This is a genomic window from Anaerobiospirillum sp. NML120448 (assembly GCF_023050945.1).
In the GTDB taxonomy this organism is placed as follows: Bacteria; Pseudomonadota; Gammaproteobacteria; order Enterobacterales; family Succinivibrionaceae; genus Anaerobiospirillum.
In genome coordinates this window covers 56,244-78,663 of sequence record NZ_JALKIM010000009.1, presented here as the reverse complement: position 1 = coordinate 78,663, position 22,420 = coordinate 56,244, and the positions used below count along the sequence as shown (strand labels likewise).

14 protein-coding genes are annotated in these 22,420 nt (G+C 39.8%); 7 read left to right on the top strand and 7 right to left on the bottom strand.

The features are described from left to right. The first annotated feature begins 552 nt into the window (after positions 1-552). Together MXE38_RS03085 and MXE38_RS03080 are read left to right on the top strand one after the other, a co-directional pair. Entirely contained in the window at positions 553-2,460 is a 1,908-nt protein-coding gene (locus MXE38_RS03085) for a hypothetical protein (protein WP_246911177.1), read from the top strand. Between the two features lie 678 nt (positions 2,461-3,138). Next, complete coding sequence (locus MXE38_RS03080; RefSeq protein ID WP_246911176.1) at positions 3,139-4,230, top strand: hypothetical protein; 1,092 nt, start codon at positions 3,139-3,141, stop codon at positions 4,228-4,230. A gap of 55 nt (positions 4,231-4,285) precedes the next feature. On the opposite strand, the gene MXE38_RS03075 is transcribed toward MXE38_RS03080, so the two are convergent. From MXE38_RS03075 to MXE38_RS03065, 3 genes are all read right to left on the bottom strand, one after another. Further along, complete coding sequence (locus tag MXE38_RS03075; protein WP_246911175.1) at positions 4,286-4,771, bottom strand: hypothetical protein; 486 nt, start codon at positions 4,769-4,771, stop codon at positions 4,286-4,288. Between the two features lie 469 nt (positions 4,772-5,240). After that, entirely contained in the window at positions 5,241-5,990 is a 750-nt protein-coding gene (locus tag MXE38_RS03070; protein ID WP_246911174.1) for a hypothetical protein, read from the bottom strand. Between the two features lie 236 nt (positions 5,991-6,226). Beyond that, a complete protein-coding gene (locus tag MXE38_RS03065; protein ID WP_246911171.1) occupies positions 6,227-7,090 on the bottom strand; it encodes a DUF2262 domain-containing protein in 864 nt (287 codons plus the stop codon). Positions 7,091-7,367: 277 nt separating this feature from the next. Between MXE38_RS03065 and MXE38_RS03060 the strand changes: the two genes are divergently transcribed. Continuing rightward, on the top strand, positions 7,368-9,173 hold the full coding sequence (locus MXE38_RS03060; RefSeq protein WP_246911166.1) for a toxin-antitoxin system YwqK family antitoxin: 1,806 nt from the start codon (positions 7,368-7,370) through the stop codon (positions 9,171-9,173). A gap of 250 nt (positions 9,174-9,423) precedes the next feature. On the opposite strand, the gene MXE38_RS03055 is transcribed toward MXE38_RS03060, so the two are convergent. From MXE38_RS03055 to MXE38_RS03040, 4 genes are read right to left on the bottom strand one after another with little or no spacing between them, the layout of a single operon-like run. Next, positions 9,424-11,052, bottom strand: a complete 1,629-nt coding sequence (locus tag MXE38_RS03055) for an NAD(P)-binding protein (protein ID WP_246911164.1) — start codon at positions 11,050-11,052, stop codon at positions 9,424-9,426. A gap of 13 nt (positions 11,053-11,065) precedes the next feature. Then, positions 11,066-12,124, bottom strand: a complete 1,059-nt coding sequence (locus tag MXE38_RS03050) for a thiamine pyrophosphate-dependent enzyme (protein WP_246911162.1) — start codon at positions 12,122-12,124, stop codon at positions 11,066-11,068. A gap of 14 nt (positions 12,125-12,138) precedes the next feature. Continuing rightward, on the bottom strand, positions 12,139-13,392 hold the full coding sequence (locus MXE38_RS03045; RefSeq protein ID WP_246911160.1) for a transketolase C-terminal domain-containing protein: 1,254 nt from the start codon (positions 13,390-13,392) through the stop codon (positions 12,139-12,141). Next, positions 13,385-13,963 carry a 2-oxoacid:acceptor oxidoreductase family protein gene (locus tag MXE38_RS03040; RefSeq protein WP_246911157.1) on the bottom strand — a complete coding sequence of 193 codons (579 nt, stop codon included), beginning with the start codon at positions 13,961-13,963 and terminating at the stop codon, positions 13,385-13,387. Before MXE38_RS03040 ends, MXE38_RS03045 begins: the two co-directional genes overlap by 8 nt. 2,235 nt (positions 13,964-16,198) lie before the next feature. Here MXE38_RS03040 and MXE38_RS03035 point away from each other — a divergent pair. The 4 genes from MXE38_RS03035 (at position 16,199) to MXE38_RS03020 (ending at position 22,052) form a co-directional block, all read left to right on the top strand. Further along, entirely contained in the window at positions 16,199-17,212 is a 1,014-nt protein-coding gene (locus tag MXE38_RS03035; RefSeq protein ID WP_246911156.1) for an ROK family protein, read from the top strand. A 1,636-nt stretch (positions 17,213-18,848) separates the two neighbouring features. Then, positions 18,849-19,865: a WYL domain-containing protein gene (locus MXE38_RS03030; protein WP_246911154.1), complete on the top strand. Its 1,017-nt coding sequence runs from the start codon at positions 18,849-18,851 to the stop codon at positions 19,863-19,865. Between the two features lie 358 nt (positions 19,866-20,223). Further along, positions 20,224-20,826: a hypothetical protein gene (locus MXE38_RS03025; RefSeq protein ID WP_246911148.1), complete on the top strand. Its 603-nt coding sequence runs from the start codon at positions 20,224-20,226 to the stop codon at positions 20,824-20,826. Between the two features lie 332 nt (positions 20,827-21,158). Beyond that, positions 21,159-22,052 (top strand): aldose-1-epimerase, encoded by an 894-nt coding sequence (locus MXE38_RS03020; RefSeq protein ID WP_246911147.1) that lies wholly within the window; start codon positions 21,159-21,161, stop codon positions 22,050-22,052. Positions 22,053-22,420: the final 368 nt, after the last annotated feature.

Genomic DNA, 22,420 nt, shown 5'->3' with positions numbered 1-22,420 from the left:
ATCGTCAAAAAGCACTAATTATTACTATAGGAAAGCCACACAAACACATTAACCATGTTTTTTCAATAAACGCAGTCCTAACTACAATAAGCTGTATGTAAATAAAGTGCTTGTAATATTGTTAGATAGGACAATGATTGATTATGGCACAAACTATACTAAATTAACCAAAAGCTACATACAATTAACTTAAAAGTGTGAAATAGCACGCATATTAGGGAGTAACTTAAATGGCTGTTAACTATTATTGTTTAGCCAATTGATGGGATTCTTAGTAGAGATAATCATAAATATTGCAACTTGGGGAAAAAGTATATTCTATTATCCTTAGCTTTCATATGAGCTTGTGTTAGGTAAGTAAGTAAGCACGATAATATGAGTTTCTTGGTATATGATTTCTTCAAGTAGTAAAATAAAAAGGTAGGTCTAAAAAGTGCATGCTAAATTTACGCTAAACTATTGTTGCTTTAGGTAATAAGTCAAAATGGCTTTATTCTTTGTATAATCTTTGGTTTAGTAGCTTTTATTATAATTTTCCTTAGGAAGTAATGTGTGAGTAAACTATTAAGAGCACAAATTGAGCAAGCTATCTGTAAGGTAATGGGATATGAAGACTTTGTGCATGATGAGAATTGCCATGAAGTCTATTTTAAGCTTAATTTAGATCGTATGGAACATTACGATGATTTTAAGTATGTATCTGGACAGATGTTTACTCAAGCGCTCACTAACAATGCAAATAGTAATCTTAAGTTCGATATTCCTAGTGAACCTAATCGAGCCTACCAATATACTTACTCCAACCCTCTTGATATCTTGGATAAATTTGTTTTATCAGATGATTTGGCTGTCTTATTTGCTCTTAATGAATTGCCTGTCTCTAATCATCAAACCAAGATTATATTGCCGAAGCTTTTTGATTGCGTAGATGCGTTTAAAAAGGAAGAGCAAGAAAAAGCTCAGCAATTAGCCAAGCTACGCAAAGAACAAAAAGCGGCTCTCAAAAAAGCTGCTAAAGCTGCCAAAAAGGGACAGGTAGCTAACAATACAGAGGCTAATACCAGCTTACAAGGCATCGAAGATGAAAAAGAGGTAAGCCATAGCGCATCTTTAACTGAGCGTATTCAGGAGCAGGTATTGAAGTTACAAGAAGAGCTCTGTGCAAAGCATCGCTATCAGGGACGCTCTTTAAACGTTCGTTTGATTGAAGCTCCAGATCAGGACTTTTCCTCTGCCTTAATGACTTTAAACATTTTGTATAATCAATTAAAAGTTGAGGATGAAGGCATTACCGATATGTTGCGTGATGTCTTTGTGTATGAGTGGTTTGATAAGTTAGAAGATAAGAGCGCTTTTAAAGCTGTAAGCAGCCTTGAGGAGCTCTATAACGCTTTACAATTAAGCGAAATTGTAATTTTCCCAGATGGTAAATCTATATTGTGGTATGAAATTAAAAACCAAGTATTAGGTGAGAGCTATCAGGGTTTTGGTATCGATGTAGATCCTCCTTATCTTAGCGGCTATGCTGTAGGCATTAAGCATGTATTTTTAGGACAGCTCCAAGATCATCCTACTTTGAAGTTTTACCAGCAGCTACTAGCGCATAAGGGATTAGCCGAGGTGGCTAAGTCCGTGCATTATTGCCCATCTGACAATATCTCTCCTTTTGATGCCCACGAAACTTCAGAGCAGATGATCTTTATCAATAATGGTTATTTCATTTTTGATATTGATATCAATGGCAAAAACATTGAGGTGCTGGTAAAAGAGAGTGATTCTAGTAACTTTGATGACATTGCCAAGCGTTTAGCAAAGCTAAAAACTAGCGATTTAAGCTCTTTTGATGAACTGTGCTCAGACATTATTAATACTATTGCGCAGCCTATTGTCGATATGAAAAATCAGCAAGAGGCACGTCGTCGCAATCATGATCAAGAGTTTGCTAATTACTCCTTTAAAGACCCTGTTTTAAGCTCTAATTTAACTGTTCCAAAGTTATTACGTAATTACAACTTAGATGTAGAGCGCATTATTCTTGATGATGAAGACATTATTAAGTTTCAAATTTTAAGTAAATTATTTGCTTTTACTGATAAAACAGATGACCAATTCTTAGAAAGTGAAGCATCTTTAGGTTTAGTACATGCTGATGCCATTGTTGTTACTTTACAACAGCAAGGTGAAAGCCTTGAAGTTACTTCCATTGATCTGGCTGATAGTGTACAAATACCTTATGGCTCCCATAAGAATGAGGATGTTGAGTCTTTTAAAGATAACTCTTTACTTAGCATGCTCGAGCAAAAAGACAAGCCTTGCGACGAGCTGTGGTTGCAAGAGTGGAAAGATACTTTAGACGATCCATTATGCTTAGAAAAGCTTAATTTAAAGCCACAAAGTAATGATGCTCAAAAGAATATGCTATCCAATCGTGCTCGTTTACGTAAAGCTAGAAAGAAGTAGCATCCTATCACTCCTATCTTTAATTTAACAAAGGCCCCTTTTGGGGCCTTTTGTTTAGAAAAAAGCTAATAAGAAACATCAGTAATTTAGGCTGCGCTTGCATCTGTGCTTGCAACAGTGCAGTGCTGGGCAGTGCAGTGCGGTGCCGCATGGTGGTAAAAGAGCTTGTTTTTATGAATGGCTAATAAGATAGCTGTTGATTCTGGTTTGGTAAGGGTAAAGAAAAGGCTTGATATTTTCTCTCTTTAGGTAGGAATTGCTTGCCGATAGTGCTAAGCTTTGGTTAAGACAGATGTTGTGCGTTAGTCTATAAGTGGGACATGCATCTTTATAGTTAAATTTTTTTGATAATTTGCAGCTAACACAGAATCATTCTTATTTTCTTTTGTTGTGGCATTATGGTGTTAGCACTATCCAGCCTTAATTGTCTTGCTAAACTTTCATCCTAAAATGTTTTAGGGTAGACCTTTTGTTCAAAGCAGATATTTGTTTGTCAACTTATCAGGCTGAGCTGTGATCTTATTTTATCTAAAGGGTCAATTCAGCTGTCAGGGATTTTGGATTAAACTAAGCTGTGCAACTATATGATTAGCTTTGTATAGAGCGGGCGACAGTAGATTAAGAGGCTAACAGCGAGCTACTTTCTAATAAAGGAAAGGTCGCTGGTTAATAATATTTATGACCTACACAAATAAGAGTGTGCAAGCAGATTTTGGCCAAGCTAGAGCCTCTTTTGCTTATATTTTTAAAATTGAGGTAGATGGAGAGCTATTTTTAGTAGGAAATGAGCATCCTGATAATTGGAGATATCAGCCAGTTGGTGGCGGCTATCATTACTTTGATGAGTCAAAGGCGGTAATAGACAAGTATTTTGCTCCTAAGCCAGCTCCTAGCATCCATGAGCAGTTAAATGGTTGGCTCTCTAAGGAAGGTGAAGGTGAGGGCAAGTTAGATTCAGATTATGAGTTGAATAATCTGAGCATTCCTGGTGGTTTAAGTAATGCCAAAGCTAAGAGCTTACAAAGTTCAGATAATGATTTTAGATTCCTATTACCAGCTGCCAAAGTACGCATGCTCTTTGAGTATTTTTGCTCGACAGAACTAGTAAAAAACGAAGGTCTTAGCACTGAAAATAGTAATCAAGAGGCTAAAGTTAATTTAGAGCAGCGCATGTCTGAGGCCTGTGAGGTGAACGATATGTTTACCGATTTGGTTTATAAGACTGGTGAGTTGGCCGTTGATAAGGGCTGGGCTCAAGAGCGAGGATTAAATGGGGCAGGGCAGGTCATGGCCTATTTAAAAACTCAAAATGACTTGTATACAGGTGGGCCAGATCTAGTATGCCATAGAGAGCAAATTAGTGATCTTTCACGGGAGTTCAAAGAGGAATTATTTGATAGCGGCATTATTCCTAAGCATTTGCAAAACAACTTTAAGACTATTTGCTATGACTATTTAGGCTATTATCGTGAGTTTTTCTTTGATGAGCGTTTTGGCTGTTATTCTTTCTTTGTATCTGATGTCGTCAAGCTTAATTTAACCTCTGAACAAGAGGATGTCTTTAGATGGCTTAAACAACAAAATAATCATAATTACTGCTTTATTAAAGAGCAGGATATGACTCAACATATTTTGTATCGTACTGATAGTGTTGATAAGGTGCCAGCACCGCCTATTGCTGATCATAGTCAGAAGTTGTTAACTCAATGGCTGAAAAATACCTCCTTCTATAATCGAACAGCTCAACGTACTTTTTGCGTTGATTTATAGGCAAAAAAAAAAAAGCAGTCTAAAAAGGCTGCTTTTTTCTAATGGGTAAAATTAACTAGAAGTTAGGGAATAATTGATGATCATTAGCTTTGATTTCGGATAATAATCGCTTGCCAGCTTGAGGGTTGCCTAAAACAGTAATGCTTGAAACATCCTTGCCATTAGTGGCGCTGCAAGAGAAGCCTAACAGACCATTAAGATTGAACTCAAAGTATAACAGGCTACCATCTTGTTCAATTTTGCCAACTTTAGCTTTTTGAGATCTTAGAGTCTTTTGCAGATTTACTAGCAAAGCATAAGGTTGAATTTGTCCTGAGCCAATTACTATATTAATGCTTGATTTTGCATTGTTATTAACAAAATTTACATTAACCGAATGAGGCATATTGTGAGGTCGTCCTGAAACTCTCCAACTACTACCTAAATCAACAGTAAAGAAGTGTGATTCAAAGACTTCAGCTTGAGCATTTATAGGAGCAAACCAGAGAAGTAAGCTAACCAATATGCTCATGAAGTAACGAGGGAAGGATAGTTTGGCCATAAGACCTCCTTATAGACAATCAAGTCTTAGCTTCACCTAAAACTATAGGTTAACAACCATTAGTAAAAAGAAAAAACTTATTGGTATTACCGAAGACAAAATTGAAAGTATTAACAAGAACTAACTATAGTATAGGATGCTTTTAGCTCATTGCTTTAACTGAATAGTAGTCTTGTGTTGTGGTTCAAATTTTTTTAAGCAAAAATTTTTTGTACATTATGCTTGTACACCTACGAAAGCAATATAGCTTAATACTTAGCTTCATAGCAACCAGCAAAAGTCAGTACTATTGATTAATTTTTAGCAAATATCTGGCTGTTTGATAAAGAGTGGTGCTTAAGAGCATGCTAGGTTTTGATGGTCTTCAAAAGTGGAGAATAGGTGATTATGACTTGGGCTTGGTGAGGGAGCTTAGAGGTGGGATGCTAATTTTATAGGCTCTGTGATAGAGCCTATAGGGGCACTAACTTTAGTTAGTGCTAGCGGTGATAAAAGATCTAACTATAGTTCCATTTAGTGTTGAGCCTTCAACTACAATATAGCCTAGATCGGGCATTAAATTATGTGCTAGTTGAGCGCTAAACAAGCCGTTAGCTTTAATAGCAAAAGCATTGACCCAAGGGGTAAAAACGCCATTGCTTCTATGGGCGTGATTGGTAAGAGCGCAGTCAAATAGTAGGCTGTTGATATAGTTTTCGTTGGCTAATATTTGTTTGCCAAAGCTTAATGAGGTTTGGCACTGAGCCATATTAAAAGGATCGCACTCAAAATAGAAGTTAACCATATTGTTGCACCATGGAGTGCTACAAGCAAAAGCTCCTAAAGACCTTATCAAGATTAAATCATTAAAAATAGGGTCTTGCACATGAATTTGTATCGTTTCATCGCAGAGCTCTTCTAGAGCATCATCTAAAATAGGGCCTTCCATAATAGATCGTAAGCAAAAGCAAGAGCTACTAGAACTTGGATTAAGGTGCTTACTAAGCATTACTCGATAAAAGCACAAATTAGAAAAAGGGGAGATCAAATTAGCTTGGTCGACAGGAAAGCTAATTTGCATATCTTTAATGATAGGGGTTCCCTCATTTTGAATCATGATTAAGCTTGCAACATTCATGATGGCATAATCATTACATGGCTCAATGCTCTTAACCTCATGAATCAGTACTATAGCCTCAAATTGCTGTGCCTGATAATTAACAAAAAACTGGTCAAACATAGTGTAAGTCCTATGGCCGCTCTTGCCCTGGCTTTTGCCTTGGTCTTGTCCTTGGCTCGTGGCCGTGGCCTTAGCCCGTGGCAATTGCACTTTGCAATGGCCATGTGGCTCTGGAACAAGCCCTGGCCCTGGCCCTTGCATAGGCATAGGCCTGGGCTGTGGGGGCATGGCATGAGCTGTTGGGCTGATGGTATGGGCTAAAGGCGGCTTAATACATGAGAGTGGGGGGCTTAAAATTAACCTGCAATATAAGCACTATCAAATGTTAAGTTTGGTATGGAGCCTTCAACAATAATGACATGGCCCCAAAAGATGTCGTCGTCATCATAAAAGGCGCTAATTGACCCATCAGAATCAATGGAAAGCTCACTTAGTCTAATACGCTTCATGAAGTCTTCAAGGCTTAGGCCGTTGGGGTAAAGTTGTGATTGTTCGTCGTCGTCGGCTATCCAATTATTGGCATCTTCAAGAAGGTTTTGGGCAGCATATTCGCGCATCAAGCGGTCAAACTTTTCTTGTGCTTGGAACATGGTATGGGCATGGCTAAGAGATTGAGTGCAAGTCTCGCCATTGTCTTCATCAACATCTAAATACAGTTGCACCTCACTTGCGTTGTCTTGACCTGAGCACCAGTCAACCTCTGATACAAAGTTGCCCATATTCTTATCCAAAACAATTATGCCTAGCATAGGATCATTTATCGCAACTTCACGTAAAAACTCTTCTTTAATAGCTTGTAAGGCGCTGTGCTTAATATCTGCCTTAAGCACTTTGCGTAAACAATAATGTCTTGAGAAATACTCCTGACGGCTCTCATCCATTGTGTCAGGATCAATTAAGTATTTGGAGACTTCAACTTCATAAGTATTAAGTGCTTTGAGGCGATCAAAGGTTTCTGATCGTGGAGCATTTTCCCATGGTACAGGCCAGTTAAGGGTAAGCTCATTATCGATTAAAGTGCCATCAGGTAATACCATAGCAAGAATTTTGCAGCTAAAGTTGCCATAATTGGCAATATGGCCAATACCTAAATTTTCTTTAACCAAAATAGTGGCAGTAAAAACTTCACTTTCATAATTTTTGTAAAATGCTTCATACATAGCAGAGCTCCTTAGACTTACCCTATGTCTTAATTTTTTGAAAATTTAGCCGTATATAAGTATAAGGGCTATTTAGTTTTTTGCGCAAAAGGTTTAGTTCGGTATAGAAATTGCCATATAAGATTTATTAACCTTTTGGCAAGCCATTCTTTTGACTTTTATTGCGCAATTTTTCCTGCATATATTGTCGTTTGTTAAAATAATTTGGCTTACAATAAGCTGCAAAGGGCCTTTAGCTAATGGTGGCTAAAGCGTAATTAGGATATGGTGAGTTTATATGGCTAGAAAAGAAAAGGAAAATACTGATGCCAAGCTAATGCTGGCGGCTGGTCCAAAGCTTGTATTAGCACCAACTCAAGGTGAAGCAAGGAAAAAGCCTAGCCGTAATGTGCCCAAGTCTCAAATGAGTACTTGGCAGGCATTGGCTAGTGTATTTTTACCTGAAAATGAAGAGCCAGCACCAGCTCCAAAGCAGCAAGTTCAAGCACATGCTCGCCCTAAAAAGCCTGCTCCTAAGCAATATTCTAAAGAGCGCACCTATTTTGAAAATGGTGCTATTCGCTCTGAGACCCCATATATTGATGGTATTAGGCATGGTAAGGAGAGACTATACTTTCCTGACGGCAAGCTGGAAGCGGAAGTTCCTTGGGTAGATGGCCATAAAGATGGTCTAGAAAAGCACTTCTTTGAAACAGGAAGTGTAAAAAGTGAGACTAACTTTAGATTAGACAAAAGAGAAGGTTCTGACACTGAGTTCTATCCTGAAAACAGAGCTATTCGCCATGAGTCTTACTATCAAAACGATATTATTGATGGTACCGAGCGTGAATTCTATGCCAATGGCTTGATTAAGACTGTTACTCAATGGTCTCATGGTCGTCGCCATGGTATTTCTTCCTCTTTCACCTCTGAGGGTCATATTGTTGCAGAAGTACCATATATTGATAATGCTATTGATGGTGTAGTTCGTAATTATTTTGAAAACCAACAGCTTAACCATGAAACCCCTTTTAAAAATGGTGTAAAACATGGTGTAGAGCGCTGCTATTTCCCTAGTGGTAAGTTACAGCGTATTGCTACCTATCGTGATGGTGAGCTTAATGGTACTCGTAAGATTTACTATCAAAGCGGTTATTTAGAATCTGAGACAACTTTTTCTGATGGTAAGAAAAATGGCTTTGATCGTGAGTATTACAACATTGACTGCGCCATTAGCCCTGATAGTGCTGCGGCTAAAGCCTCGTCATTAGCTAGTGCTAGCTCTGGCCCTACCTTGACTAGAACCTCTCAAGAAACTGGTCAAAAGGAAGTAGTGTTCTTAAGTGATGATGATAAGCGTGGCTTGATGAAGCATGAGGCCTATTTTTCTCACGGCATTGCTGAGGGTATAGAGCGTACTTATTACGAAAACGGCAATGTTGAGCAAGAATGGACTTTAAAGAAAGGCTTTTGGGAAGGTATGGCCCGTCAGTACTATGAAAGTGGTGAGCTTTATTGCCAATCTTACTATACCGATGGCCATAGAGAAGGTGAGGAGCTGTACTTCTATTTAACAGGTTCTTTAAAGTTCTCCATCGTATACGATGATTTGTCACGTCCTGTTTCAGGTCGTTGTGTTTGTGGTAGGGAGTTAACCCATGATGAGTTAGATGCTTTCTATTCTCGCCATGAGGAGCCAGAGTGTGATCATAAGGCTGGTAATCCTATTTACGCTCGTTTTAATGAGCATGCCTCTACCTTAACTACCAACAATACAGAATTAAATTCTAATGAAGTTAAAGCTGCTGTTTTTGGTGGTCAGCATGAGGCTATTAAACAAGGACAAATTGATTTAGATGAGCGTCCAAGTGAGCCTGTTAAGCCAAAGAGCTCTGAAAATAGATTAACTCCAGAGCAAGTAAAAGCAGTAATGAAGACTATACCTCGTAAAAATACTGCAACCCCTGGTTTTGCTCCTGGTGCACAAGTGGAACCTGTAATTCCATTTGTCTTCCAAAAGCCATTACCGCCAAGCGCTCGTATTGCTCGTGATCGCTTGAAAATGGGGCTTACAGAAGGCTCAGATGATCCATATGAGCCATAAGCTTTATTGTTAACTAAAAAAGCCACAAAGAAAAAATCTTTGTGGCTTTTTGCATTTTTAGGCAACAAAAAAGCGGGCAAAGCCCGCTTGTAGTGAAGGGCACAAAGCCCTTGCTCTCAGATTAGAATTTTTGGAGCCTGATCAGTAACAACTGATCTGAAATCTAATAAGCTCTTAAGAGCCTGGTAAAGCCAAGGTAAATATAATCTACCTTGGCCTTGGTTAAAAAGCACTTAGTGCTTGATAACTATTAGATCTTCTCTGGAACCATCTCAATGTGGCCACATGGACACTCTTGAGCACATACGCCACAGCCCTTGCAGTAGTCATAATTGAACTCATAGCGCTTGCCTGGGCCAAGCTTGATAATGGCGTTATCTGGACATACACCGTAGCAGTTATCGCACTCCATACAGTTGCCGCATGATAAGCAACGACGAGCCTCGAAAATTGCATTCTCTTCAGTTAAGCCGTGTTGAACTTCGTCGAAGGTAGTGGTACGACGTGCAAGCTCTAATTGAGCACGGATCTTCTTAGGAGCATCGGTGTAGTAGTAAGGGTGCATATCCTCGTAACGGGCATCAGCATGCTTTGGAGCCTTAACGTATGGACGGCCAGATAAGTAGCCATTTACGCCACGGGCTGCGTGCTTACCCATACCGATAGCAGCAGTTACGGTACGATCACCTGGAACCATGTCACCTGCGGCAAATAAGCCTGGAACAGTGGTCTCAAAGGTGGTGGTGTTAACAGTAACAGCGTCCTTTTGTAACTCTAAGCCTTCAACGCTCTTTAAGATAGAGAGATCAACGTTCTGACCGATAGCTAAAACAACGGAGTCAGCAGCAAGCTCTTCGTACTCGCCAGATGGTTGTGGGTAACCAGACTCGTCGAGCTTCATCTTCTCGATCTTTAAGCCCTCAGAGGAGGCAGAATCAATGGTGGATAACCACTTAACATTAATACCTTCCTCGATTGCACCATCCATCTCTTCTTCGTTGGCTGGCATCTTGTCACGGTTACGACGGTAAACGATGATTGGCTCAGCGCCTAAACGACGTAAAGAACGAGCTACGTCAACAGCGGTATTACCACCACCGTAAACAGCTACCTTACGGCCAATTTGAATATCGCCATCGGTAGAAACCTTCTCAAGAACCTCTAATGCGCTTAATACGCGAGTGGTATCACCAGAAGGAATGTCTACGTTGGTAGATAAGGAGGCACCCATGCCCATAACAACTGCATCATAGTTGCCCTTATTCTTCTCAGCTAATACGTCTTCAACCTTCTTCTCGTACTCAATGGTTACGCCCATGTCGAGAATACGTTGAATTTCAGCGTCTAAGATGTTACGTGGTAGACGGTATACTGGAATACCATAACGCATCATACCACCAGCTTGCTTAGCCATTTCCATAATGTGTACAGTATGGCCGAAACGGCGTAAGTGGTAAGCAGCGGATAAACCAGCAGGGCCAGAACCAATGATTAAGACACGCTTGCCAGTCTCTTTGGTTGGCTTCTTGAATGCTAAGTTGTGCTGAAGAGCATAGTCACCTAAGAAACGCTCTACAGAGTTAATACCAACAGTCTCATCGAGGAAGCCACGGTTGCACTTGCCTTCACAGGTGTGATAGCAAACACGACCCATACATGCTGGGAGTGGATTATCCTCAACTAAAACACGCCATGCGTGCTCATAATCGCCCTCAGAGGCAAAGTAGAGCCACTGTTGAATGTTCTCACCAGCTGGGCATTGCTTGTTACATGGTGGTAACTTGAATACATTAACTGGACGGAGAGTACGCCATGAACCAGTGTGGTTGCTTAAAGAAGAAGCTGGATCAAGGGTAGTGGCGAATGGTTTCTTCATCATCTTTCAAAACTCCTTATAGCAACTCTTTACGCTCGTAGGCCTGAATAGCAGTTGGTACGGTCTCTGGGATTGAATCGCCGATGAGGTCGTATTGACGAATGTTCTCATCACACATCATCTCAAGACGCTCTAATACCTTAGGATCAGCCTTCTTGCCAGATAAGTGAGCGTAACGACGCTGTAGCTTTAAGAAGTTGATAATTGGTTGCTTCTCTTTGATCTTGTGTACGGAGGTAACCTTGCCGTATTCAGCCTCAAATACTGGATAGAAGCCAGTCTCAACAGCTAAACGAGCTACGGTAACAGTGCTTGAAGAAGCGCTACCCCAGCCTAATGGGCATGGTACGAAAATTTGAATATAACGAGCGCCGTGGTAGCTCATTGCCTTCTCAACCTTGTACTCAAGGTCACGTAAGTCAGCTACAGTGGCGGTTGCTACGTATGGAATACCGTGGGCCATTGCGATCAATGGAACGTTCTTGCCCTTACCCCAATCAGAACCTGGCTCGGAACCAACTAACTGAGTGGTTGCAGTACGAGCTGATGGAGGGGTAGCAGAAGAACGCTGTACACCAGTGTTCATATATGCTTGGTTGTCATAGCAGATATAAAGAACGTCATCATTACGCTCAAACATACCTGATAATGGACCAAAACCGATATCGGTGGTACCACCGTCACCGCCCTGGGCGATAACACGTACTTCCTTACCACCAAACTTCTTGGCACGTACCTTAGCAGCAGCGGCTAAGCCAGTACCAACAGCAGCTGCGTTACCGAATAAGGAGTGGATCCATGGTAAACGCCATGCTGATTCTGGATATGGAGTAGAGAATACTTCCAAGCAGCCAGTAGCATTACATACCATTAACTGACCATTGGTTGCACGCATAGCTGCGTCAATTGCGGTACGGGCACCTAAAGCCTCACCACAACCTTGGCAAGCACGGTGGCCAGAGGTCAAGCTGTTTGGACGATCAACAGCAGCCTGAGTGGCACGCATGGAAGGGTTTAAAAGACGGTTACCGATGGTGTTGGAACCAGTCTGTAAGAAGTCAATTTTATCTAGCATTGCGATCTCCCAAACTATTTACGCTCGTTCTTGACGGAGTCGATAATAGCGGTATCAGAAACTGGGCCGTCAGCGAAAGTTACACCCTCAACATCCTTGAGATAGTTGTTGAGAACCTTAGGATCAACATCAACCCAAGTTACTTCATCCTTGAGCTCATGAGCTAAAGCTAAGTCTGCAATGCGCTTAACGGTTGAGCCTAAAATAGCACGACCACCTAAGCCAGCAATTACAGAGTGAACCTCGGTGCCAGTGCCACGAACAGCACGTTCAACCTCAGGACCAATAATGCCGCGAGCACCGAAGGAGAATGCACGCTCTACTACTACTACGTTCTTGCAATCGCCGATTGCCTCACGCATAGCGTCGTATGGGAATGGACGGTAAGCCTTTAAGGAGATAATACCAACCTTGTAGCCTTCCTTAGATAAACGCTCGATCTCGTCTAAAGCGGTACCTACAGAGGAACCAGCCATTACGATCTTAACGTCTGCGCCTTCGCAGTTATAGCACTCAACTAAGCCACCAGAGTTGCGGCCAGTTAATTCACGGTATTCCTTGGTTACACGCTCGATAACTGGAAGAGCCTTGTACATCTTACGTTGTTGTAAGAGACGAACCTCGGTGAAAGCCTCTGGGCCCACCATAGCACCCATAGAGATAGGCTCCTTAGGATCTAAGTACTCAGTTGGCTGGTACTCAGGTAAGAAGGAGTCGATTTGCTCTTGTGATGGGATGTCTAAACGCTCGAAAGCGTGGGTTAATACGTAACCATCCATTAAGACCATTACTGGAAGACCAACTTCTTCTGCGATCTTGAAGGCCATAATGTGGGTATCAACAGCATCCTGGTTAGACTCACAGAATAATTGGAGCCAGCCAGAGTCACGCTGAGATAAAGAGTCAGAGTGATCGTTCCAAATGTTAATTGGAGCACCGATAGCACGAGAGGCTACGGTCATAACGATTGGTAAACCTAAACCAGAAGCATTGTATACACCTTCGGCCATGAATAATAAGCCTTGGGAAGCAGTAGCGGTATAGGTACGAACGCCACCAGCGCTAGCACCGATGGAGATAGACATAGCGGAGAACTCAGACTCACAGTTGATGAACTCGCAGTCCTCTAACTTGCCTTCTTTTACTAACTTACCAACATTTTCTACAATGTGGGTTTGTGGGGAAATTGGGTAAGCACAAACAGCACCAGGACGACAAAGTGCAACGGCCTCAGCGATACCAAGAGAACCTTCGATTTGCTTAAGCATTGGTGCCTCCGTTCTTGACGTTCATAATGAATTCGTAGGCTAAAGCTGCAGTCTCAGCGTTAGCATCACCTACCTTACCTGGGTAGCGAGATTGGAATGACTTTTGAACTGACTCTAACTTAAAGATGCCAGTTACAGCAGCTAAAGAAGCAATCATAGGTGCGCCTGGAAGTGGACGACCAATCTTTTGCATAGCAAAGTCAGTAGCTGGAACAGTAATTACGTGACCTTCTGGAAGACGCTTTACGAGCTCTGGAACGATCTCTTCAGGAGCTTCCTTGGTATTAATGATGGCGTAACCTTGATCTGAAAGACCTGCAAATACGTCTAAAGCAGATAATAAGGTACGATCTTGAACTACAACTGCATCTGGGCAGAGAATTGGCTCGTGAGTTCTAATTTCTTTCTCGTCGATACGAGCATAAGCTACAACTGGAGCACCAGTTCTCTCAGAACCGAAGCTTGGGAATGCCTGAGCACAGTGGCCTTCTAAGAATGCAGCTAAAGATAGCATTTCAGCTGCAGTAACTACGCCTTGACCACCACGGCCGTGTAATCTAATCTGAAGCAAAGTAGGCTCCTTTAAATGTTGCATCAAATCAAATTCTTCTTAGCGTTAGCTAAATACTTATGACTAGTGCATAGGTAGAGTAATAAAACAGCCATCTTTGATGCATATAGGCTAAACGGAAAAATCGTAACCTTAATAGCTGTTATAAATAACTTTTGACAGAAAAAAAGTTAATCTCCACCAAAAACAAAAGGAAATTCCAAAAACTTTGAAGACAATCCTAACGTTTAAGTATTAACTAATGGAAAGATCCAAAAGAAAACTAGCACCTATGAATTATTAGGTAGAAAAGATTGGAGCTAACATCCAAATCCTATACATAGTTGTATGTGCAAAATAATTAGCTTACTTAACAACACTAATCAAAAAATAAGGACTGGCAAAGGCTACAAATTTTTACAACTAATATGATAGATAGGTGTTAAACCTAAAAAGTGCAAAGTGCTTTAATTTGGAGCACACAAGCGTTTTAGGTTTGTTCCTTTGCTTTTCAATATAGACAAAGAAAGGCTAAAAAGCTATTGAGGCACAATCAACTTTAGTAAAGTACACACTGATTATTGTGAAGTTAATCACAAAAATACTCGTGCCAATCTGTAAGAAATAAAGCGTAATGATAAATTTGTTCACCATTAAAACTATACTAATACAATTACTATAGCATCAAAACCTGATTTTTGAGGTATTAAGCCATGTAAGCTATGGCTAACGCAATTAGACGCTCTGATGGCTAATTAGTTATAGATCACAAAACAAAACACAGCCATAAATTAATAAACAGTATTATTAAAAACATTTTAATAAATATTAAAAGAGCCAAAAAATGCTTAAGATGCATCTACTGGCCATATATATGCCAAAAGATTTTTAATACTGTGTTGTGGGTCACAATGCTTTATTACTTTTACTTATGGAAAATACATGACTTATATTGCTATTTTAGGGGCTATCTTACATTCCAGTGTTATGTGATATCAGCTAAAATCAAGTCTTTAAGCCCATTATCAAGCGCACAAGACATAAATTAAAATTTCATAATCACTATCTCTTTATGAAAATTCGCTCAACAATCCCCAAAATCACTACCGCAGCAAACCTCTCACCTCCACAATAATCTTTACATTACCAAAGCCTGAGCAAGCTCAATTCCATATGAATCACTATATAAGAATAAGTCAGTGCAGGAGCTGGAGCATGAAGTATCATGGCGGTGAACCCAAGCGGCATCTTCTTTAGCTCATCTCAGTACGCCTCCAAACTGCTTTATAAAGTCAAAGATATTTACCTAGCAGCTGTATGTGCCTTAGCTACCACATATTTATCAGAGAAAAGTAAACATAAGTTGCGTATTTTCCCAAGTAACGCCCATCCCATTAATCATTTGACCAATGGCTAAGCTCACAAAACGTCAGGTAACCACAAGGCCAGGTGGCCCCTGGCCCCTGGCTATTGGCCGTGGGCCAATGGCCAATGGCCGTAGGCTAGTTGCTAATAGCAGTAGAGGACAAAAGAGCAAAGGGTAGGGTAGGGCGGTAAAGAAGCTATGTGATCAAGCGGTAATCTGCGCTTTCGTATTGGACACGACATGGGCTAATAGGAGCTAATAGGGGCTAATAGGGAGGTGGCAGGTGTTTGTGCTGGTAGAGCACGGACTGATGGCATAAAAGCTAATATATTTTTGCAAGTGGAGAACAATGTATCAGCGCTAAAGTGATAGCTAATGCCTTAGAAGTAAGCTTGGCAGATAAAACTTTAAATAGTGAGCAAAATTTGTAGATAGCTTTACTTATGGGAGTTGATAACTTATTGCAATTATATTGCAGCAATTATTTAATCTTGCTTTAATAAATGCACCTTAGGGTATTTAATAAATGATCTATAATAATAGCTAAGCTGCGACATTTGAAATCTCAAGAGATAGACAAGATTTTCTCTATAGCGCTTAATCATTAGGTTAATGCCAAGACCTAATTAACAGCATGCTTAGATATTAAATACCTTTGTTGGCAACGAATACCCAATCATCATGGCGCATTACTAACGCATTGATTATGTAAAAGAGCAATAAGACTAGTAATAGCCTTACTGGTGTTTATTTATTTGTTATAAGCAAAACATAATCACTAACAAAAATTGCAATGATGATTTACGAGCAAATTCTTAACACTTTATCTGGGCGATAAACGCTAGATAGACACTATATATAGTGCAATATATGTAAGTTGGGGTGATTACTTGAAAGATCTCAATCAATTATTAATGAGTCACGATATTCGTGAGAAGAATCTTGAGATGGTTCTTAGAACCCTCCATAAGGAGCAGGTATCTACAGCTACCAAACTTAATAAGCTCACAGGTTTATCAGTAGTTACTGTTAATAAACTCTTAAGTCAGTTAGTACAGTCTGGTCAAGTCAAGATTGGTGCTCATACTAAGAACTTAAAGGGTCGCCCAGCAACCACTTACCATTTTAATGCTGCTTATAAGCTGGTTTTAATTATTTCCTGCTACAAGCGTGGTGGTCACGATTACGCTGGCTACTCTATCCATGACTTGTTTGGTGAGTGCATTGAACGTCGTGAGGAACTTTTACAAAAGGTTCATACTGATGAGTTTAGAGTTGCTGTAGAAAACTATATCGAGCGTTATCCTAAGATCGCTATGATTGGTATTTCTATGCCATCTGATACCATTGGTGGTCGTATGGCTTCTGCTTTGCGTCGTGATCCTTTATCCAAGCGCTTAGCTCAGCATATGAAGAATCGCTTCCACCTACCAGTATTCTTTGAAACTGACATTAATGCCGCTACTTTAGGTGCATTTAAGCGTCACTTCCAATATGAGTTCGTATGTGGCTTAGCTTTAGTGCCTGGTCGTTCTCCAGTTTGTTCTTTCTGCTATAACGGCTCATTAATTCGTGGTCGTGATGGCTTAGCTGGTGAAGTTAAGCACTTCCCTATGTATAACAACATAGGTATTTTGCCACTTGATCCAGAAGCTGCTGATGACTTGGCTGTGCGTACCTTACAGGCTGTTACCTGCGTATTAAACCCAGCTTTAATTGTGGTTTACACTGAGAGCTTAAAGTCTGGTCCTGCTCTGGCTGACCGTCTCAAGCGCAGATTAAGTACTGAGGCTGAAATTGTATTAATGCCTAAGATTGATGTTACCGACAAGATCCGTGATGACATTGTTTCAGGCATGATTACTCTATGTTTACAACAGGTAAACAATCCACATCAGCCATAATTGCTGTTTAATTTTTCCTATTTCAAATAGCACTTTATCTATGCCATTCATCATAGGTAAAGTGCTTTTTTGTTTTTAGGTACGCCACTTTCTAAAATCTCCACCATCCAAATAAGAAAGCCCCTCTATAAACAAATACTCCAGCTCCATTTAACTTATTACTACTTATTTAGAGCCAAAATTTGTACTGCATCCTGCCAATCAAGTCAGCATTAGTGCTATCTACTAAAAGTTACAGCCTAGTGGTTAAATTGAAATCTCATTGCACAAATACCGCTAACCTACTCAGATAGTAAAATTGTGGAAAGCACAAGACAATTAGCAAATTAAGGTGGCACTTTGGTTCGTTAGTATGTAATGGGGGTTAAATTTAACCACTAGGCTAGGACACCAAAGGGTATAGTAGGGCGTTGATAATGTAACGTATGCCAGCATTAATTACTGCTCTCATCCCTTGCTTTTGTCAATTGAGCACTCAAGTCATCGAGCGCTTGAGCTCTCGTGCTCTTTGGGAATTGAGTGCATGACAGCAGCTGCGCTCTGGCTGCCCTTGCCTCTGCGCTTGTGCTCGTACGGCTTTTGCCTTGGCAAGGGATGACAGTAGCCATAGTCTTTTAAGTAAGACAAAACAATAGGGTTGTGCTAGGCCTAGGTCTAGGCCCCTGTTTCAGGGGTGATTGGGGTTAAAGCTCTAATTTTATGGACTCTTGGTAGGGAGGGATATTAAAAAAATAGCGAAAGCTTGAGGGTGCCTAACTTATTAAAATAATGATCTTATGAGTAATCTTGATAGAAAGTGCTTTAATTGTGTGCTATAGGGTGCTTTTACGGCTAAAAAAGAGTAAGATAATTATTATATGTTGAGGTAAAGTAATACTAGTTACTTGAAGCTCATAAGGTTTTTTAGATAGGTAGCTAAGACGATAATTAGGGATCGTTATTTTATAGACCTGGCTCACTGTAGCTTATTTAGTTTATTAAAGCTTAAAAATACTGCAATTGTTTGGGCAGTTTAAGCTTTTACTGGGGAGTTAGTTAGTTCTTTGTGCTGGTTAAAACTCAAGTTTATTATGCATTATTAGCTATATCTTTCGTGATCTAGTGAAAAAATAAATATGTTTACTACCAATAGGACAAATTTTGTTATTTTTGTATAATATTTGTGAGCTAAAGCAGTGTTTTGCTAACTAGTTCTGACTGATAATATCTTTTAGTCATGAAGAGTCTTGGCTTATGGATACAAACGATACTAAATCTTTGCCAAGCTAGCGTATTCTTCATGAAAGAAATAATATAACAATTTATCGAATTTAAGTTTTTAATAGCTTGCTTAAGTAAGATTCAGCTTATTAAACTACATTTAATAATCTTTATCGATTTTGCAGTTTAGTGAGCCTAAGTTTGTAACCTTTCTTCTTTTTGATTAAAGAAGCGCTGGTTGTTAATTTTGATCTTGGGCACTTATGGGTAATTGTGGCTGTCCTGCTTATTGCAGTAGTAGCTGCAAGGATCATATAAGGACAGACCATTTGTCGGAACGAATTGGACCTTTGAGTTGTGTTCGATCCAACCTGTAGAGTTGTTTGAGGTCACACATAACTTTGTTGTGTGCTAAATATAGTAAGGATAAGTTAATATGGTAACAGCCAAAACATCCAATGCTAATGATGCTGGTATTCCAGGAATGATGGATATTAGTGGCGAAAAAATTAGAGCCATTAATAGCAAGTGGAATCAACAGCGACGTTTAGAGTTCATCGACTTCCGTTTAAGCTGTGATGGTCGTATGAACCGTAAGGATCTTGTTGATTTCTTCGGTATTTCTGTACCTCAAGCTTCACTAGATGTTTCTCGCTATTGCAGCATTGTTCAAAACTTAGACCCACCTCGCTTAAACATTGCTTACAACCGTCATCACAAATACTACATTCGCTCTGACGACTTTAAGCCACTTTTCCCTGCTTTAAGCTCTCCTAGCTACTATTTAGCTAATTTATTAGCCTTAAGTCGTAATGAGTTACCTCAAAGCTCCAATTACTTTGGCTTTGTTCCTTTTGTAGCTGTTGCTTCTTTTACACCTCCACGTCGTAATATCAATTCCGATGTATTGTTCAACATCGTAGAAGCTATTCGCTCCAAGATGGCAGTACACATTTATTACATGAGTGTAAGCAGCAACAATAACTCTGATCACTTAATTGCACCACACAGCTTTGCTTATGATGGTATGCGTTGGCACGTTCGTGCTTACTGCTATGATACTCACGATTTCCGTGACTTTGTGTTATCTCGTATCATCAGCTGTGATGTACCAGAAATTTCAGCTCCAGCAGATCGCTTCCCAGATCCATTAGGTAATGGCTTTAGAGAGGTTGGCACTACCGATAAGGAAGATGCTGATTGGAACGATTTAATTGACTTAGTGCTTTGTGCTAACCCAGCTCTTCCAGAGCGTGCTCGTCGTGCTATTGAGCTTGACTATGGTATGGAGCCAAACGGCACTATTGTTTATACTTGCCGTCGTGCTTTATTATTCTATGCACTCAAGTGGTTACGTCTCACTAAGGAAGATCGCACCTTACCAGCTAAGTGCCGTCAAATTGTTTTAGACAACGAGGCTGAAATTGATCGTCGCTTAAATGGCGGTAACTAAAATTAGGTTTTGCTAAAACTTAACTACAAAAATGCGGCTTTATGCCGCATTTTTTGTTAGTGGTATAAGTTGAAAATAATTGCAAGAGATGAGCTTCATAAGTGAGATCTTAAGCTATTTTTTTCAATTTCGTGATACAGGTGTGCAGACAATAAGGAACTAGTATTCTAGAATATTTCTAAATGGTTCATAAACCAATTTTCCCCAAAATAGTGCTTAATTAATCATTATAATGATCATCACTTACAGTAATTTTGACTATCAAGGATAGAGCGCAAGTAATTCTTAAATTTGTTTTTACCGTTTTTGGTGTGATGATTGGTCATTTTGAAGTTGTTTAAAAATTGAGGATAAAGATATGGCTAAGTTTGCTAAAAAGACATTGGTAGGAGCCTTGTTGCTCTTAAGCACTGCTATTAATAGCGCTTGGGCCGAGCATCCTCAAGCATTAGAAAAATTTGCTGACAATTTTAAAGATCAGCGCTCCTGTATGATGGGTGTTTCTGTTGTCCACGACTATATGTCAGTATTAAAAAGTCTACCTGACGCTGGATGGCAAGCCTTAATAGAGGAGAGCGATATGCGTGTTGACCTTATGGTCAAAGCAGAGCTGATTAAGTATTTATCCACTGATGAGATCTTAGAGCAAATCGGTATGACTCGTAGCAGTATTTTAGTATATGGTGGTCTCATTGAAGGGATGGATGACTACGATAGAATAAATGCTCGTGATTACAATTCTACTTATTGGCATAAACACTTTGTTCACTTAAACAATAAGTGTTATGAAAAGTTCAAAGAATTCGAAGTTAATCAACAAGTGTTAGATAGTATTAAAGCAGAAGCCTCTGAGGGGGCACGCATGGATAAGAGCTCTAGTTGGGATGACTTTTCTGAGCTTTATTTAGATTTAGATTGGACTTTAGATGCCCAAGGAAATAAAGTTCCTAAGAAGCAGTAGGCGCATAGCATATTTATCTTTGATAACTTGCTTGCAGCAGTTGCAAAAAATGTGAGCTTAGAAGTAGTGCCAATTATTCCTACTTTTCTAGATACCGATTTTGTATTAATATCATAGTGTTGTGGCAATTAAGTGGCAGTTTTGTAATAACTACATGCACTAATTTCATTAGATCAAATTTCTCTAAGGTTGGAAAACCAACTTGTCGCTGCTATTTAAAAAGCTGAATACAACTTGCTAAGAGCTCCAAGACATAAGGTTTTTATGTATTGTATGCCCCAATTATCTTGGATCTTTTATTACTAATTATCAAAAGCTTTAGGGGGTTTATCATGCATTTAAGTGGCAATACAATTAACCTATTATCTAATGACTATACTGCCACTATCGTCACTATGGGTGGTGCGATTGCTAGCCTTAAGTATATGGGCATGGATATTACTATGCCTTTCAATCCTCAGACTATACCAGTAGCTTATCAAGGAAAAATCTTAGCTCCATGGCCAAATCGTATTACTGATGGCAAGTATACTTTCAACGACAAAGAGTACCAACTTCCAATTACTGACTTTAAAACCAATAGTGCTAGTCACGGTTTAGTAGCATGGAAGGAGTGGAGTATTTCCTCCATTAGCCAGTCATCTTTAGTGCTTGAGACCTATGTAAGTCCAATTTATGGCTATCCATTCTTAATTGCTCTTACTGCTTCTTATGAAGTTATTGACGGCATGGGTTTAAAGATTGATATTACTGCAAAGAATGTAGGTAAGAGCGATGCTCCTTATGGCGTAGGTATGCACCCTTACATTACTTGTGATGGTGAGCTTATTGATAACTGTAAGCTTACTATGCCATTTAAGCATGTCTATAGTCTAACAGAGCGTCTTACCCCTGATACCTTGACTAATGTAGATGATATGGACTTTAACTTTATTGAGGGTAAGGAAATAGGGGATCGTTGTATTGATCACTGCTTTTTATCTCAAGATTCTACCAGAATGAATACTGTCATTTTGGAGAACAAACAGTTAAAGGTTTATTGTAAGACCAATGCTCCATACATGCAGCTCTTTACTCCTGAAAAGTTAGGACGTAAGTGCTTAGCAGTAGAACCTATGAGCTGTCCAGCCAATGCGTTTAACAACGGTATTGGTCTCATTACTCTAAAAGAGCAGCAGTACTACACCTTAACTTATATTATTGGTGCTCTCAAGCAAGTAGTGTAGCTACTAACTTATAAGTCAGGCTGATGCTTAAAAACACGGGCCACTCCACAAGGAGCATGGCCCGTGTTGTTTTTTGCTCTCTTAAATTATTACAGCTAGAAAAATAAGCGGCTTTAACGTGCTTGCTTGGGGGTAAATAATCAAAAATGCTGACCAACTCCCACGGACTTGCCCTTGGAGCTCCTGCGTATCAAGGTTAACCTATTTTCGTCACTGTTGTGGGCCTTATTGGCCTGCTAGTGAAAGTTTTTGAAAGTTCGCTTACTGTCAACATCAACATCATTAAAGATAATGTCTGCTCCAAGGCAGGTATAGTTGTTAATAAACTTTCGGAAACTTTCATTTGCCTACCCCTATAAGAGTTTGCA